The following is a 14,775-nucleotide window of genomic DNA, read 5'->3' on the forward strand; positions in this document are numbered from 1 at the left end:
AATGTAAAGAGCTCATCTATGCCCTTAAAACATACATTTTTAAATAATTATCCTGATGAAAAAACTAAAGCAAAGCATTGAATATCTGAAATCTTTAGAACATATTTCTATAACGGCTAATTTAGATGATATTTGGTCGTATATCTGCTATTCCCCTAAAATGCCATTGCGACATCATCAAGAGCTACTAATAAAGTTAGCTTCAAAAGATGAATTAGCAGTAAAGGATGAATTTTTCAGTGGTCACCTATTATCTTTTCCTGTCTACCGTTGGGGATCGGGCAAAGATTTAGTTTTGTTGACGCATGGTTGGGGATCAAAAGCCGCAGATTTTTCGATGCTTATTGATAAACTATTGGAAAATCCAGATTTAACGATAATCGCATTTGACGCACCTGGAAATGGAGGAGCTGAAGGAGAATTATCCAATTTAATTTTATACATTGAAGCTGTTCAAACTATTATTAATACCTATGGTTTACCTGCAATAGTCATCGGTCATTCTCTCGGTGCCATGGCTAATATCGCAGCATTAGCAAAAATTAGACATACTCCGAACTGGATCATTAGCCTTACTCCACTAATAGATTTAAAAGCAAATTTCGCAGCTAGTATGGATTTCGTAGCTGTACCAAAAGATGTTCAAGAGCACTTTTTTCTGAATTTTGAAGAAAAATTCAATATGAAAACCGCTTACTTTCATTTAAACAGTTTATACGATTTTGATAATAGCCAGCAGCATCTTGTACTCTATGATCAACAGGACAAAATTGCGCCCTATACCTATCTGCAATCATTTTTTAAAGTTCATCCCCCGACAGAGGCGATAGACTTGAATGGTGTCGGTCATGAACGCATCTTAAAATCACCGGAAGCAATCTCCTGCGTTCTTGAAAAGATTTACTTAACATAGAAGCTGTTCTATGAATTTCAAATCAAATAATCTTATTTTAAATTCAATGCTTTTTGATGGATAAAATACAGCAAAATACCCATAATACATCTTCATTATGACATCAAAGGGGCAAAAAGCAATCTTCTAATGTTTACCTTTGTATCACAAACATTTATAAAGTAGCATGATTAAAGCAGTTTTTTTTGACATCGACGGTACTCTTCTTAGTTTCGACACCCACAAAGTCCCCGCTTCAACCGAAAAAGCCATTCAAGAATTAAAATCAAAAGGTATAAAAGTAATTGTTTCTACAGGAAGGTCTATCAATAGTTTAGATCACATCAAATACCTTGACTTTGACGGATTTATCACTTTTAACGGTGGTTATTGCATCACGAAAGAGGGTGATGTACTTTTCAGAAAAGGTATTCACGCCACTGATATTCAATCTTTGATTGACCATGCGGCAAAAAATGAAGTAAGCTTCTCTCTGATGTCAGAACAAGAAATCAGTATTTTTCAAGTAACACCGGAGATCGCTTCCATGTATGCACTCTTAAATTTACCTGTCCCGCTTCAAAGATCTTACTCAGACTTTGATATGGGATCTGTGCTTCAAACCAATATCTTCATTCAACCGGAGGAACAGGAAGAATTCATGAACAATGTAATGCCTAATTCTGTGGCCAGCCGTTGGACCCCGCTATTTGCAGATGTGAATCCTTTAGGTCAAAGCAAACAAATTGGTATCGATATTTTCATCAAACACTTTAATATCGACATCAAGGAAACCATGTCTTTTGGTGACGGTGGAAACGATATCACCATGTTGAAACATACGGCCTACGGAATTGCTATGGGTAATGCCAATCCTGAGGTAAAAGCTATTGCAGACTATATTACAGATGATGTAGACAGTGACGGTATATACAATGCTCTAGCACATTTTGAGGTTATCTAAAACCTCAAAGTTAGATTTGCGCGAAATGTATGTGCATTGCTATTCATAATAAGTGTATGTTGATCACCAAATTCATACTGTAGACGAGCCTGATAATTCTCCACAGAGTCATTAACTTTTTGATCTACAATATGGTGATTAACATGATTTGTAATATCCAATGAAATGATTTTTTCAAATACTGAAATCTTAATTTTCATTGGATATTTTTCTGCTGCATGATATCCTTGCCACAAAGCATTCTGAACCAATGGCAATAAGATAAACCTCGGTACAGACAAAGTGGGATATTCGATCTTTTTAGTCCAAACAACGGAAAGGTCTACAGCAGAAATCTGACTGAATAAAAAAACATATCTTTCCATAAAATCAATTTCTGCTTCAGCACTATTCTGAGTTTCCAATTGCGAAACAATATCCTGATAAGCTAGAAAAGCTTGTAAAAATAAGGTATTCTTTGGATCATCCTTAATTTTATCCAAGCAACCTCGTATAAGTTCTACATCAAACTGACTGTTTACAAAAGAAAGTTTTGCCTTATCTTTCCATTGTTCGTGTAAGTTTTCAGGAACTTTACTGCTCCATAAACGATTCCATAATCGATCCATCACCACCTTTAATTTAAAATCCTAATAACCTATTTAAACTTATCTAATGTCTCTGAAACCCTAAATTCAACAATTCTTCCGATGAGTTCAAATGGGATCGGCCCCCGTAACGGAAACTGCACCGAACCTTTACCTTGCTTATATGAAGCAAGTTCTATTTCGAATTTTGAATGACCAGTCGGCGTTGCATAAAATCCGATATGCTTTTGATAACCACCGAAATAAACAAGCGGTTTTCCTTTTAATTTATAAGCAGGCATGCCATAAGCTATTCCTTCAGTAGCTTGAGGAGCATGCTGCAGAATTGTATTACGGACCTGCAACAAGATCTCCTGCACTTCTTTTGGAAAAGAAGCAATATACTCTTCTACTGTTTTAAATTCAACATTCATCACTAATTATGATTTAAAGTTCAAGATAAATGTAAACAAAAGGGAACCATTTTACCAATGATTCCCTTTTGTTTTATATAAACGTATGTATTTGTATTTTATTCTAAACCACTGACACCACCTGAAACAACGAGCTTCATCGCGTCTGTAGCAGACATATCTAATTTGGTTACCAAGGATGATTTTACAACGACCACCTGACCTGCAAATGAATATGAATAGGGAAAATAAACCACCACTTCATCTGTAAGCTTAATTTTTGATAGATCTGATTGTGTCAGAAAACCAATTTTACTAACACCTATTTCATTCACTTTAACTAGAACAGGAACATTAAATTTTTTGGCATCACCTACAAAGGCTTCAGTAAAATCTTTAATGGATGAATATAGCGTATTCAACAAAGGAATACGGTTAATCTGATTATTCAGCCAGTGTTTAATTGGATCTGTCACAAAATTGGTAAAAACAATCCCTGCTACAACCAAAAATAAAATGACTGTTAAAATACCAATTCCGGGAATATATAAAGGATGCCCTGTCTCATCCTCCAGGAATAACCCTGTAAGGTTAAGTGCCGAATCGACTGAAGCAACAATCCAAACAATTAAAAAAACCGCACCAGCTAAAGGAACAACGACCAAAGTTCCTTTGATAAGATAATTTAAAAAAGCTCTAATTAATTTTGATAACATATCACTTGTATCTAAAAGACCCTACAAAGATGCGAAATAAGCCTCGAATTACTCGTAAAAATAAACTCTTTTCACCCGTTGTGAGATATTGACCAACAATTCATACGGGATGGTTCCTATAGCCAATGCCGCTTCCTTGATATCAGGATAAACAATGACTTCGTCTTCTTCATTAACATTAATATCTGTCACATCCAACATACACATATCCATACAGACATTTCCAATGGTAGAAACCAGTTGCCCGTTGATCGACATTTTACCTACTCCATTACCGAACCTTCGATCATAACCGTCTGCATAACCGATCTTGATGGTTGCGGTTCTGCTCGCACGTTGCAACATACCAGCGCGATTGTATCCTACTGTTTCATTAGCCGCAAGCTCTTTTATCTGGGTAACATTGGTCTTCAGAACACTAACTTCTCTCACCGGCAGATCATCTCGATCCATATCAATTCCATAAAGACCAATCCCTAAGCGTACCATATCGAAATAAGCACTTGGCCACAGATCAATACCCGATGTCGCAGCAATATGTCTGATAAAAGAATACCCTAATTCCTCCTTAAGTTTTGTAGTGAAAACATCTAAAAGATGAATCTGACTCTCAGTAAAATCATTATCAACAGCATTTCCTGCCGAAGCTAAATGTGAAAAAACAGACTGCACTTTCATCGCATCCTGATTTTTCAATATCGCTAGCAGTTCATCAACTTCCTCTGGCATAAAACCAAGACGATGCATCCCGGTATCAACTTTAATATGGACTGGAAAATCTTTTAGTCCTTGCTGTAAGAGATAGCGGAGAAATGAATTTAAAACTCTAAAACTATAGATCTCTGGTTCCAACTTATGATGTACAATAGCATCAAAGGCATTTTCATCAGGACTCATTACCACTATTGGAAGTGTGATGCCTCCATTTCTCAGATCAACACCTTCATCAGCAAAAGCAACCGTCAAATAATCCACATGATTAAACTGTAGTAAATTAGCAATTTCAAAACTTCCACTTCCATAAGAAAAAGCTTTCACCATAGCCATCAATTTAACACCTGCAGGCAACAGACCCCGATATACATTGAGGTTATGTTCCAATGCATTTAAATTAATCTCTAATATCGTATCATGTGATTTAGCAACCAATCGTTTACTGATCTGTTCAAAATGATAATCACGTGCACCCTTTATCAAGATCGTTGAATTGCTATAATCAATATGCTTAAAACCATCTATAAATGATTTTGTATCCGAGTAGCTGGCCGTGGGTAATGAAAACTGTGCTTCCAACTGACTCAAAATAGGTCCGATAAAAATCAAATCAGTTAATCCACTAGCTGCGACCAAACGCTTTAGTTTACTGATACTCTTCTCATCATGCAACTGTACTCCAGGAATATCGGATAAGATTAGGACCTTACGAGAATTTTGCTTTTGTTGCTTTAAAAAATCCAATGCAATCTGTAGCGCTACCAGATCATTACTATATGAATCATCAATAATGGAAGTATTATGTTTTCCTTTTTTCAATTCAAGACGCATCTCCATCGGTTGCAACGTGGCAATACGATCGGCTATAGTTTTAAAATCATAACCAAAAGTAATCATCACTGCAATACATGAAATCGCGTTCTCAATTGATGCTTGATCAACAAAAGGAATTTTAACCGTAAAAAACTGACGGGAAAAACATAAACTTACCAATGTAGCTTGATCACCTTCCTTCTTAAGCGAATAAACCTCTAATTGACACGATTCATCCTCTCCCCAGGCAAATTTGTAAATCTGAGACGGCATATAGATCTGTTCAAGATACTTTTTAGGATAGACCAATACCTCAGCATCTGTAAAAAGTTTCAGCTTCTGCGCAATTTTTTCCTCTTTCGATTGAAACCCTTCTTTATGGGCTACCCCGATATTGGTTAATACACCATGCGTGGGTTTAATCATTTTTTGGAGTTTCTCCATTTCACCGACCTCACTTATTCCAGCTTCTATGATGGCGAAATTATATTGTTCATTTAGTTCCCATAGTGATAAAGCAACACCCAGCTGTGAATTATAGCTTTTAGGACTGCGATAGATTTTATATTCTGGAGATAGCAGTTGAAACAACCATTCTTTGACGATAGTCTTACCGTTGCTCCCTGTAATACCCAATACAGGAGATTTAAATTTCATGCGCTGTGTTTCTGCTACTGCCTGTAATGCTAAAAAAGTATCTGCGACCCATAAAACATTAGCATCTGGCAATATCAGTTCTTGCTGAAAGTCATTTTGTAACACAAAATTTCTAATCCCTTTACTATAGGCATCCATGATAAACTCATGTCCATCACGACGATTGATCAAGGCAAAGAATAATCCTGTTTCAGCATTTACGATCTTACGTGTATCATAAATCAGATTTTGAATGATAGATTTATGATGAACAATAATTGATCTTTTAGGAACAACAATCTCTGAAATATCCGATATGGTATACATTTTTTAAAATATTTATTCAATCAAAGCTCCACAATTTTTCAATAAGTTCAATATATTTTTGAAATTTGTAAAGATGTTTGACGAAGAGAAAACGAGAAAAAAAATATACACGCCTAAGCAAGCATTGCTTAAGGCTGCCAGTTATTGTGCTTATCAAGAACGGGCACAACAAGAAGTCCGGGATAAATTATACGAATGGGGCTTGCATCAAGAAGATGTAGAGGAAATCATTTCACAATTGATATCGGACAATTTTCTAAATGAAGAACGCTTTGCTATAGCCTATACTCTAGGTAAGCTTAGAATAAAAAGTTGGGGAAAGATTAAGATTAAGCAGTCCTTAAAACTCAAAAGGGTATCCGACCCTTTAATCAAAATTGCATTTTCAAAAATTGATTTAGATGAGTATGAAGATAAACTCCATGATCTTTTAGATAAAAAGCAACTATCATTGAAAGATAAAGATGTCTATATTCTAAAAAACAAGTTATTTCAATATGCTTTATCAAGAGGTTTCGAAAGTGATCTCATTTCTTCTCTCCTGAAAGAAAAGGGCTTATAAAAAAAAGACAATAAAGCTTATATTAAAATTTGTTTTTTTAATTATTAGCTCTATATTTGCATCACCAAAACAGAAAACAACTTGTTAACTGTTAGCAATGCGAAAATAGCTCAGCTGGTAGAGCACAACCTTGCCAAGGTTGGGGTCGCGAGTTCGAATCTCGTTTTTCGCTCCACATTAATATCACCTGCCTAGGTGGTGGAACTGGTAGACACGCAGGACTTAAAATCCTGTTTCCGTTAAGGAAGTGCGGGTTCGATTCCCGCCCTAGGTACAAGAAAAGCTCATCCAAAAGATGAGCTTTTCTTGTTTATAGACCTTTGATTTTTTTATTGATATCAATAGATTTACCATTGCATTTTATTGTTTCCATCTTGTATATTTCTAGATAGGTGATAGTGATATTATAGAGGTTTTATAGAGGGTTCATAGAGGTATATCTCTATAAACCCTCTATAAATACACAATAAAATGTATCTAAGATCTCAAGTACTTTTTAACCTGTCCTCTACATGATCTTCATCATTTTATATCAGCTCATAAGGCAATCGCTACTGAATAAAATTTCCTTCAACACGATCGATTTTTCCCATATAAACAATTTTAGGAGTTTATAAATTTATATACCTTTAGCCATCGACAACTTACTTTTAAAAGTCCACCGTATTTTAGAAAAAAAGTATAAAAGAACTGAAAAATATGCATATGACAATTATTAATAATGCGAATTTGAAATACCTCAATCATGATAGATAACATCAAAATCACAGAAACCAAGGTCTTATCAGACAATTGGTACGTCTTGCGAAAGATCACTTACGAATATTTGAAAAAGGACGGCACCATTATGAGTCAAAGCAGGGAAGCATACGACAGAGGAAACGGTGCCACTATTTTACTGTACAACAAAGAACAGAAAACAGTTATCCTTACCCGTCAATTTCGTCTACCTACATTTGTCAATGGAAATGAGAGCGGTATGATGATTGAAGCTTGTGCAGGTTTGTTGGATAAAGATAATGCCGAGGATTGCATCAGAAGAGAAACTGAAGAAGAAACGGGTTATAAAATTACAGATGTACGTAAAATATTTGAAGCTTATATGTCCCCTGGATCTGTCACAGAAATTCTGTATTTCTTTATAGCCGAATATGCTAAAGAAATGAAAGTCAGTGAAGGTGGTGGGCTAGAACAGGAGGAAGAAAATATTGAAGTTTTGGAATTGCCTATAAAAGAAGCGATGCAAATGGTTGATAATGGCGAAATCAAAGATGCCAAAACCATTATGCTGCTTCAATATATTAAACTCCAGCATATTTTATAGTATTTGCCATTGATTCTCCCTGCCCATAACTCCACCTCTGCCAGGGAGAATCATTATTCGCTATACCAGCAGTCCCCATCAATAAAACACTTCACTTCTTAAAGTATATGGTTCTGTCACAAAAAGATGGACAGATTAAAATAAATCTACCTATTTTCGTTTATTGAGATTTTTTACCTAGTTTAGTGGAAACTTTAGGGGTGTCTGCAAAATTTGCAGGCTGAGATTTTACCCTTAGAACCTGATCCGGATCATACTGGCGTAGGGAAAAGTAGATGTCTTCATTGTGCATATACCGGCACAACTGTGGCCATTCCTAAAGTTTTTTATTTAAAAATTTTAAAAGGAATGGAACTCAAAATTAATCACCAATTACGTTTTTTTGAACAGCCCCCCTCCTCTTTGGAAGGTTTGATGCTTTTGGAATTCCCAGAAAAAAGCAAGGGCATTGCTGTCGCTATTAATAACCAGGTTATACCCAAAACGGCTTGGGCAATAACCAAACTACAGCATCAGGACTCAATTCTAATTATCGCTGCAACACAGGGCGGATAAATCTCTTATACCTATTACTATACCATCATGTTAGAACAAAACATTACCCAGACCCCATTTCCAAATTCAAAAAAAGTCTATATTTCAGGTCAGCTCTATCCTATTCAGGTTGCCATGCGTGAAATTACATTAAGTCCGACCAAACTTAGCAAGGGTGGAATAGAAATCAATCCTCCAGTCACTATTTATGACACTTCTGGTCCGTATACGGATGAACAAGCACAGATTGATATCCGCAAAGGTCTTGCTAGAACTCGTGAAAATTGGATATTGGACAGAAAAGATGTTCAAGTTTTATCACAAATCAGTTCAGATTATGGAAAAGAAAGATTGGCAGACTCGGACCTGGATGAACTCCGTTTTGAATACAGCCATAGACCTAAAAAAGCATTAGCGGGTAAAAATGTAAGTCAACTGCACTATGCAAGAAAAGGAATCATAACTCCAGAGATGGAGTATGTAGCCATTCGCGAAAATCAGCGTATTGAGCAAATCGAAGCAGCAACTAAAGGTATGGATCATCAGCACACCGGTCACAGTTTTGGTGCCCGTACTCCAAAGAAATTAATTACCCCTGAATTTGTAAGAGAAGAAATTGCCGCCGGAAGAGCAATTATTCCAAACAACATTAATCATCCAGAAAGCGAACCGATGATCATCGGCCGCAACTTTTTGGTAAAGATCAACGCTAATATTGGTAATAGTGCCGTTACCTCAAGCATTGAAGAAGAAGTTGATAAAGCTGTCTGGGCATGCCGATGGGGTGCTGATACAATTATGGATCTTTCAACAGGTAAAAATATTCATGAAACACGCGAATGGATCATCCGTAATTCTCCGGTGCCAATTGGTACAGTTCCTATATATCAAGCTTTAGAAAAAGTAAAAGGCGTTGCAGAAGATCTGACATGGGAAATATTCAGAGATACACTAATTGAACAAGCCGAACAAGGAGTTTCTTATTTCACCATCCATGCAGGAGTACTTTTACGTTATATCCATTTAACAGCACAACGTGTAACAGGTATTGTTTCCCGAGGTGGCTCGATTATGGCAAAATGGTGTCTGTTCCATCATAAAGAAAACTTCCTCTACACGCATTTTGAAGAGATCTGTCAGATTATGAAGGAATATGATGTTGCTTTTTCACTAGGGGATGGACTGCGACCAGGTTCTATAGCTGATGCTAACGATGCTGCACAATTTGCTGAATTAGAAACCTTGGGTGAGTTGACCAAAATAGCATGGAAACATGATGTACAGGTTATGATCGAAGGTCCAGGTCATGTACCTATGCACATGATCAAAGAAAACATGGACAAACAGCTTGAGGTTTGTGACGAAGCACCATTTTACACTTTAGGCCCATTGACAACAGATATTGCTCCGGGTTATGATCACATCACCTCAGCAATTGGCGCGGCAATGATTGGCTGGTTCGGCTGTGCCATGCTTTGTTATGTTACCCCAAAAGAACACCTCGGTTTACCTAACCGCAAAGATGTAAAGGATGGCGTGATCACCTACAAACTGGCTGCACATGCGGCAGATTTGGCTAAAGGACATCCTGGTGCACAATACCGAGACAATGCTCTAAGTAAAGCGAGGTTTGAGTTCCGTTGGGAAGATCAGTTTAACCTTTCCTTAGATCCTGACACAGCCCGAGAATTTCATGATGAAACTTTACCTGCAGACGGCGCTAAAGTTGCTCACTTCTGTTCGATGTGCGGCCCTAAATTCTGCTCGATGAAGATCACACAGGAAATCCGGGATTCTGCAGAACAAGGCATGATCGATATGTCAAAAGAGTTTATCGAAAAAGGTAAAGAATTGTACTTATGATCATCGTCTTGACAGCCGAGCATGATATTGATAACGAACTCCAGACCATCAACAGTATACTGGATGCAGGATTGGAACTATTACATATCCGAAAATATAATTTTTCGGATGATGATATGTGTCAATTTATTTATGGAATAGATCCGCAATATCGAAATCGTCTTGTCATGCATAGCCATCATCATCTAGCCGAAAAGTTAAACTTAAACCGGTTACATTTTAATGAATATGATCGAAAATCAAAAAAACAAAGTCAGTATAGTCACACCGTAATCCGATCAACATCTGTACACAGTATGATAGATTTTAATCAACTGGATAACCAATGGTCATATGCACTGTTTAGTCCGATGTTTTCAAGTATTTCAAAACCAGGTCATGGTAAGGAGCATACTATCAAAGATCAGCTAAAACTTCGGAATAATCAGCAAGTTCAATTAATTGGGCTTGCTGGTATCCATTCCGAAAACCTAGGCCTTGCATATGACGCCGGCGTCGATGGTGTAGCTTTATTAGGAACAATCTGGAAGAGTGCACAACCTGTAAAAAGTTTTAAAAATTGTCTTATAAAAGATCATGCATATTGCCTGTAACAATTGTTCTTACAGGTAATTCATTCCTTTACAGATGATTAGAAGGAAATACCCAAACCGGATTATACTGAGCAGAAAAATGCGATAGTAAAAAAATTGAAATAGCAATGACAGCATACCCCAAAAATATCACGTTCAGTAAGATACAGTATATCTCGCAGGGAGATACGGCTATTGAACAGGAGACTAACATTAATAATGCACTACAAGCGGGTGCAGATTGGATTCAGCTACGCTGGAAACAAGGCACTAAAGATGAAGTGCTCGCATTAGCACGTCGTATTAAACAGCATTGCTTGCAACATAGTGCTACGCTTATTATCAATGATTATCTGCACATAGCCAAAACCATTGATGCTGCCGGAGTTCATCTGGGATTAACAGATACTGACATACAAGAGGCCCGACATGTATTAGGACCGCACAAAATAATTGGTGGTACAGCAAATAATATTTCTGACGTACAGCAACGCATCACAGAAAACTGCGATTACATCGGTCTTGGCCCTTTACGGTTCACCGCAACTAAAAACAATTTAAGTCCAATATTAGGCTTAACAGGATATCAAGACATCGTTTATCATTTAAAAAACAACGGTCAAAACTATCCGCCGATTTACGCTATTGGCGGTATAACACTTGATGATATCGTTCCCCTACAAGATATTGGCATTTATGGGATAGCACTGTCAAGTTTAATCACCATACACCCTCACTACATTCAAGAACTTAAAAATAAACTACAATGGATACATTAAAAATAGCCGATCAGATATTTCAATCGAGACTATTCTTAGGAACAGGAAAGTTCGGAAGTCTGCAACAAATGAAGGAATCTATCGTCGCATCGGGTTCTGAATTGGTCACGATGGCTTTAAAGCGTTTGGACCATCAGTCTTCCTCAGACACATTTCTCGAGTCTTTACAAATCCCTGGCGTAAATTTACTCCCCAATACCTCTGGAGCACGTAATGCAAAAGAAGCAGTCTTGGCCGCACAACTTGCTCGTGAAGCCCTGGAAACGAACTGGGTAAAACTCGAAATTCATCCAGATTCACGCTACCTGATGCCCGATCCGATCGAAACATTGTTGGCTACAGAGCAACTTGCAAAACTCGGTTTTATTGTGCTCCCTTATATGCATGCAGATCCAGTGCTCTGTAAAAGACTAGAAGAAGCTGGAACGTCGGCAGTAATGCCTTTAGCTGCACCCATAGGAAGTAATAAAGGACTTCGAACATTGGACTTTTTAGAAATGATCATCGCCCAAAGCCAAGTTCCTGTTATTATTGATGCTGGAATTGGTGCTCCTTCCGATGCTGCAAAGGCAATGGAAATCGGTGCTGATGCTGTTTTAGTCAATACAGCTATTGCATCCGCAAAATATCCGATACAGATGGCGACGGCATTTAAAGAAGCTGTAATAGCAGGTCGCAAAGCTTATCAGGCAGGATTAGGTATATCAGAAAATCGTGCTATCGCTTCTAGTCCGCTAACTTCATTTTTAATCGATTAAGAACGTTTTATGCAAACTTTTCAGGAACTATTTACACTATACAGCTGGCAGGAAATCAAGGAAAAGATATATAATACCACAGTTGAGGATGTCAGAAGAAGTCTCCGTAAAGAAAAAAGAAATTTAACTGATTTTCTAACCTTCCTTTCTCCTGCGGCCATTACTGAAATAGAAGAAATGGCCCAATTAACGCAACAGATCACACAACGTCGATTTGGTAAGACAATCCAGTTATATGCTCCTTTATATCTAAGCAATGAATGTCAGAATATCTGCACCTATTGCGGTTTTAGTATGGACAATAAGATCAAGCGCAAAACACTTTCGAATACAGAATTACTGCTAGAAGCCATGGCGCTAAAATCTATGGGTATCAGTCATGTATTATTGGTAAGCGGAGAAGCCAATAAAACAGTTGAGATCAATTACTTTAAAAATGCGATTGCATTGCTGAAGCCCCACTTCGCGCAGATATCCATTGAAGTACAACCTCTGCTTTTAGAAGAATACCGTATTCTGCAGGAAGAAGGGGTTAATACTGTGCTTGTCTATCAGGAAACCTATCATCAAGAGGTTTATAAAACATATCATCCAAAAGGCAAAAAGTCAAATTTTGAGTATCGGCTGAATACACCAGACCGTATAGGTCAAGCCGGAATTCATAAAATTGGTCTTGGTGTTCTTTTAGGTCTAGAAGACTGGCGTGTCGATAGCTTTTTCAATGCGTTACATATTGATTATCTTGAGAAGCATTATTGGCGTACAAAATATTCAGTTTCATTTCCTCGATTACGACCTGCGGAAGGTGTATCCACACCGAATTTTATTATGGAAGATCGTGATTTACTGCAATTGATCTGCGCTTATCGTTTATGGAATGAAAATCTAGAAATATCCATATCAACTCGTGAACGCGAGAAATTTAGAGACCATATCATTCCTATCGGTGTCACGACCATGAGCGCCGCTTCGAAGACAAATCCAGGTGGCTATGTGGTCGATCCACAGTCGCTTGAACAATTTGAGATCAGTGATGAGCGCAGTATGGAAACTATCCAAGGTATCATCAGAAAGGCTGGATACGATCCCATTATGAAAGACTGGGACATAAGCTACTCTGGTAGGCAATAATAATTATAACACAAATTATCGTATTTATGCAACAGCACAGTGCTTTTGATCGATACTCCCGCCAAGTTTTTATTAATGAAATTGGTGTTGAAGGGCAACAGAAAATTATGGCGGCAAAAGTCCTCGTAATTGGAGCAGGTGGACTAGGTTCGCCTGTTCTTCAATATCTCGCTGCTGCTGGAGTAGGTCATTTAGGGATTGTTGATTTTGATCATGTAGAAATTCATAATCTCAACAGACAAATTATACACAATGAAAAAAGTGTACATCTACAAAAAGTAAAAAGTGCGGCAGTATATATCCGCGAACTCAATTCATCCATCCAAGTCGACAGCATTGCGACAAAAATCACTTCGGAGAATGTTGATGTTACCCTAGCGGGATATGACATTGTTGTAGATGGTTCTGATAACTTTACTACACGCTATCTGGTCAACGATGCTTGTGTACGTTCCAACAAAGTTTTGGTGTATGGAAGTATTCTTGCTTTCGAAGGTCAAATGGCTGTTTTCAATTACATGGGCAGTAAACAATTGCGTGATTTATTTCCAGAGCCTCCCCATCCAAAAGATGTTCCTAGCTGTGATCAATATGGGGTATTAGGCCCTCTGCCTGGAATCATGGGAAGTATGATGGCCATGCAGGTATTAAAAATTATAACAGATCTACCTGTTGATTCCGACAAACTGACGCTAGTTGATACTTACCACTGGAGATTCACTACGCTCTCATTTTAAGTTTTGACTACTATGAAAGCTTGTATTAGTTCCCCTACATATCTAGCAAGGTGGTGAATTCAAATTTAAACACATCGTATTTTGAAGCGGGATAAAAATTATCTCGCTTCATTTGAGGGAATTACGCTTAAGCTATAAAAAAACATTTTGTAGTATCTATAATCTCCCTATATTTGCAGTATCAAAAGCGAAAATAGCTCAGCTGGTAGAGCACAACCTTGCCAAGGTTGGGGTCGCGAGTTCGAATCTCGTTTTTCGCTCCACATTAAATCACCTGCCTAGGTGGTGGAACTGGTAGACACGCAGGACTTAAAATCCTGTTTCCGTTAAGGAAGTGCGGGTTCGATTCCCGCCCTAGGTACAAGAAAGCTCATCCAAAAGATGAGCTTTTCTTGTTTATTTTAAATATTTCGAATTGCCTCCCTTTACATGTAATTGACCAAGATATCCCTTAAAACTTAAATTTCGGATTTT

The 14,775-nt window shown here is 37.5% G+C and carries 15 protein-coding genes, 4 tRNA genes and 1 riboswitch; of the genes, 15 read left to right on the top strand and 4 right to left on the bottom strand.

What is annotated here, in order from left to right:
* Positions 1–55: 55 nt before the first annotated feature.
* Positions 56–913 (top strand): alpha/beta fold hydrolase, encoded by an 858-nt coding sequence (locus JAZ75_RS25595; protein WP_208699453.1) that lies wholly within the window; start codon positions 56–58, stop codon positions 911–913.
* Between the two features lie 166 nt (positions 914–1,079).
* Positions 1,080–1,856, top strand: a complete 777-nt coding sequence (locus JAZ75_RS25600; protein ID WP_183915479.1) for a Cof-type HAD-IIB family hydrolase — start codon at positions 1,080–1,082, stop codon at positions 1,854–1,856.
* Here the strand turns inward: JAZ75_RS25600 and JAZ75_RS25605 are convergent.
* The 4 genes from JAZ75_RS25605 to JAZ75_RS25620 form a co-directional block, all read right to left on the bottom strand.
* Positions 1,853–2,464 carry a hypothetical protein gene (locus JAZ75_RS25605; protein ID WP_183915481.1) on the bottom strand — a complete coding sequence of 204 codons (612 nt, stop codon included), beginning with the start codon at positions 2,462–2,464 and terminating at the stop codon, positions 1,853–1,855. The genes JAZ75_RS25600 and JAZ75_RS25605 overlap by 4 nt on opposite strands.
* Positions 2,465–2,493: 29 nt before the next feature.
* Positions 2,494–2,856, bottom strand: a complete 363-nt coding sequence (locus JAZ75_RS25610) for an iron chaperone (protein ID WP_208699455.1) — start codon at positions 2,854–2,856, stop codon at positions 2,494–2,496.
* A 98-nt stretch (positions 2,857–2,954) separates the two neighbouring features.
* Positions 2,955–3,551 (bottom strand): DUF502 domain-containing protein, encoded by a 597-nt coding sequence (locus tag JAZ75_RS25615; protein WP_132771894.1) that lies wholly within the window; start codon positions 3,549–3,551, stop codon positions 2,955–2,957.
* 48 nt (positions 3,552–3,599) lie between these two features.
* Positions 3,600–6,041 carry a bifunctional UDP-N-acetylmuramoyl-tripeptide:D-alanyl-D-alanine ligase/alanine racemase gene (locus tag JAZ75_RS25620; RefSeq protein WP_208699459.1) on the bottom strand — a complete coding sequence of 814 codons (2,442 nt, stop codon included), beginning with the start codon at positions 6,039–6,041 and terminating at the stop codon, positions 3,600–3,602.
* A gap of 73 nt (positions 6,042–6,114) precedes the next feature.
* Here JAZ75_RS25620 and JAZ75_RS25625 point away from each other — a divergent pair, with 73 nt between their 5' ends.
* The 13 genes from JAZ75_RS25625 (at position 6,115) to JAZ75_RS25685 (ending at position 14,662) form a co-directional block, all read left to right on the top strand.
* Positions 6,115–6,603 (top strand): regulatory protein RecX, encoded by a 489-nt coding sequence (locus tag JAZ75_RS25625; protein ID WP_132771896.1) that lies wholly within the window; start codon positions 6,115–6,117, stop codon positions 6,601–6,603.
* Positions 6,604–6,702: 99 nt separating this feature from the next.
* A tRNA-Gly gene (locus JAZ75_RS25630) sits at positions 6,703–6,778 on the top strand.
* 14 nt (positions 6,779–6,792) lie between these two features.
* Positions 6,793–6,877, top strand: a tRNA-Leu gene (locus JAZ75_RS25635).
* A 471-nt stretch (positions 6,878–7,348) separates the two neighbouring features.
* Positions 7,349–7,927, top strand: coding sequence for a GDP-mannose pyrophosphatase NudK (gene nudK, locus JAZ75_RS25640; protein WP_132771897.1), 579 nt, complete (start codon positions 7,349–7,351; stop codon positions 7,925–7,927).
* Between the two features lie 186 nt (positions 7,928–8,113).
* Positions 8,114–8,212: riboswitch (TPP riboswitch) on the top strand.
* Between the two features lie 21 nt (positions 8,213–8,233).
* Positions 8,234–8,482 (top strand): sulfur carrier protein ThiS, encoded by a 249-nt coding sequence (thiS, locus tag JAZ75_RS25645; protein ID WP_208699462.1) that lies wholly within the window; start codon positions 8,234–8,236, stop codon positions 8,480–8,482.
* Positions 8,483–8,509: 27 nt separating this feature from the next.
* Positions 8,510–10,324 carry a phosphomethylpyrimidine synthase ThiC gene (gene thiC, locus JAZ75_RS25650; RefSeq protein ID WP_208699463.1) on the top strand — a complete coding sequence of 605 codons (1,815 nt, stop codon included), beginning with the start codon at positions 8,510–8,512 and terminating at the stop codon, positions 10,322–10,324.
* Complete coding sequence (locus JAZ75_RS25655) at positions 10,321–10,917, top strand: thiamine phosphate synthase (protein ID WP_132843941.1); 597 nt, start codon at positions 10,321–10,323, stop codon at positions 10,915–10,917. Before thiC ends, JAZ75_RS25655 begins: the two co-directional genes overlap by 4 nt.
* A gap of 107 nt (positions 10,918–11,024) precedes the next feature.
* On the top strand, positions 11,025–11,675 hold the full coding sequence (gene thiE / locus JAZ75_RS25660; RefSeq protein WP_208699464.1) for a thiamine phosphate synthase: 651 nt from the start codon (positions 11,025–11,027) through the stop codon (positions 11,673–11,675).
* Positions 11,663–12,433, top strand: a complete 771-nt coding sequence (locus JAZ75_RS25665; protein WP_132843943.1) for a thiazole synthase — start codon at positions 11,663–11,665, stop codon at positions 12,431–12,433. Before thiE ends, JAZ75_RS25665 begins: the two co-directional genes overlap by 13 nt.
* Positions 12,434–12,442: 9 nt before the next feature.
* The gene (gene thiH / locus JAZ75_RS25670) at positions 12,443–13,564 is read left to right on the top strand and encodes a 2-iminoacetate synthase ThiH (RefSeq protein ID WP_183915489.1); all 1,122 of its coding nucleotides are present in this window, start codon (positions 12,443–12,445) and stop codon (positions 13,562–13,564) included.
* 26 nt (positions 13,565–13,590) lie between these two features.
* On the top strand, positions 13,591–14,301 hold the full coding sequence (locus tag JAZ75_RS25675) for a HesA/MoeB/ThiF family protein (protein ID WP_132771903.1): 711 nt from the start codon (positions 13,591–13,593) through the stop codon (positions 14,299–14,301).
* 187 nt (positions 14,302–14,488) lie between these two features.
* Positions 14,489–14,564 (top strand) — tRNA-Gly (locus JAZ75_RS25680).
* Between the two features lie 13 nt (positions 14,565–14,577).
* Positions 14,578–14,662 (top strand) — tRNA-Leu (locus JAZ75_RS25685).
* The last annotated feature ends 113 nt before the right edge of the window (positions 14,663–14,775 follow it).

Source organism: Sphingobacterium sp. UDSM-2020 (assembly GCF_016132525.1).
Classification (GTDB): Bacteria; Bacteroidota; Bacteroidia; order Sphingobacteriales; family Sphingobacteriaceae; genus Sphingobacterium; species Sphingobacterium anhuiense.

Bases quoted from the DNA above. Each gene is read 5' to 3' on its own strand.
- JAZ75_RS25595 (WP_208699453.1), top strand. From the start codon at position 56: ATGAAAAAACTAAAGCAAAGCATTGAATATCTGAAATCTTTAGAACAT.
- JAZ75_RS25600 (WP_183915479.1), top strand. From the start codon at position 1,080: ATGATTAAAGCAGTTTTTTTTGACATCGACGGTACTCTTCTTAGTTTC.
- JAZ75_RS25605 (WP_183915481.1), bottom strand. From the start codon at position 2,464: ATGGATCGATTATGGAATCGTTTATGGAGCAGTAAAGTTCCTGAAAAC.
- JAZ75_RS25610 (WP_208699455.1), bottom strand. From the start codon at position 2,856: ATGAATGTTGAATTTAAAACAGTAGAAGAGTATATTGCTTCTTTTCCA.
- JAZ75_RS25615 (WP_132771894.1), bottom strand. From the start codon at position 3,551: ATGTTATCAAAATTAATTAGAGCTTTTTTAAATTATCTTATCAAAGGA.
- JAZ75_RS25620 (WP_208699459.1), bottom strand. From the start codon at position 6,041: ATGTATACCATATCGGATATTTCAGAGATTGTTGTTCCTAAAAGATCA.
- JAZ75_RS25625 (WP_132771896.1), top strand. From the start codon at position 6,115: ATGTTTGACGAAGAGAAAACGAGAAAAAAAATATACACGCCTAAGCAA.
- nudK (WP_132771897.1), top strand. From the start codon at position 7,349: ATGATAGATAACATCAAAATCACAGAAACCAAGGTCTTATCAGACAAT.
- thiC (WP_208699463.1), top strand. From the start codon at position 8,510: ATGTTAGAACAAAACATTACCCAGACCCCATTTCCAAATTCAAAAAAA.
- JAZ75_RS25655 (WP_132843941.1), top strand. From the start codon at position 10,321: ATGATCATCGTCTTGACAGCCGAGCATGATATTGATAACGAACTCCAG.
- thiE (WP_208699464.1), top strand. From the start codon at position 11,025: ATGACAGCATACCCCAAAAATATCACGTTCAGTAAGATACAGTATATC.
- JAZ75_RS25665 (WP_132843943.1), top strand. From the start codon at position 11,663: ATGGATACATTAAAAATAGCCGATCAGATATTTCAATCGAGACTATTC.
- thiH (WP_183915489.1), top strand. From the start codon at position 12,443: ATGCAAACTTTTCAGGAACTATTTACACTATACAGCTGGCAGGAAATC.
- JAZ75_RS25675 (WP_132771903.1), top strand. From the start codon at position 13,591: ATGCAACAGCACAGTGCTTTTGATCGATACTCCCGCCAAGTTTTTATT.